This window comes from Mycobacterium angelicum, assembly GCF_002086155.1.
Classification (GTDB): Bacteria; Actinomycetota; Actinomycetes; order Mycobacteriales; family Mycobacteriaceae; genus Mycobacterium; species Mycobacterium angelicum.
Window position 1 is genome coordinate 1 of the sequence record NZ_MVHE01000427.1, and the last position, 248, is coordinate 248.

The 248-nt window shown below is 59.7% G+C and carries 1 pseudogene; it reads right to left on the reverse strand.

The features are described from left to right. A pseudogene (locus BST12_RS30120) lies at positions 1–248 on the reverse strand (PPE family protein); the annotation flags it as partial.

The following is a 248-nucleotide window of genomic DNA, read 5'->3' on the forward strand; positions in this document are numbered from 1 at the left end:
CGTTTAGGGTGCCCGCGTTGCCAAAGCCCACACTTTGGTTGCCCGCATTGCCAACGCCCACGTTAAAGGAACCGCCGTTCCCGACGCCCATGTCTTCGTTGCCCGCGTTCCCGATGCCCATATTGAAGAAGCCGGCGTTTCCGAAGCCCGTGTTGGTGTCGCCGGCGTTTCCGAAGCCCGTGTTGATGTCGCCCGCGTTTCCAAAGCCGAAGTTGTTGTTGCCCGAATTGAAGAAGCCCACGAGACAG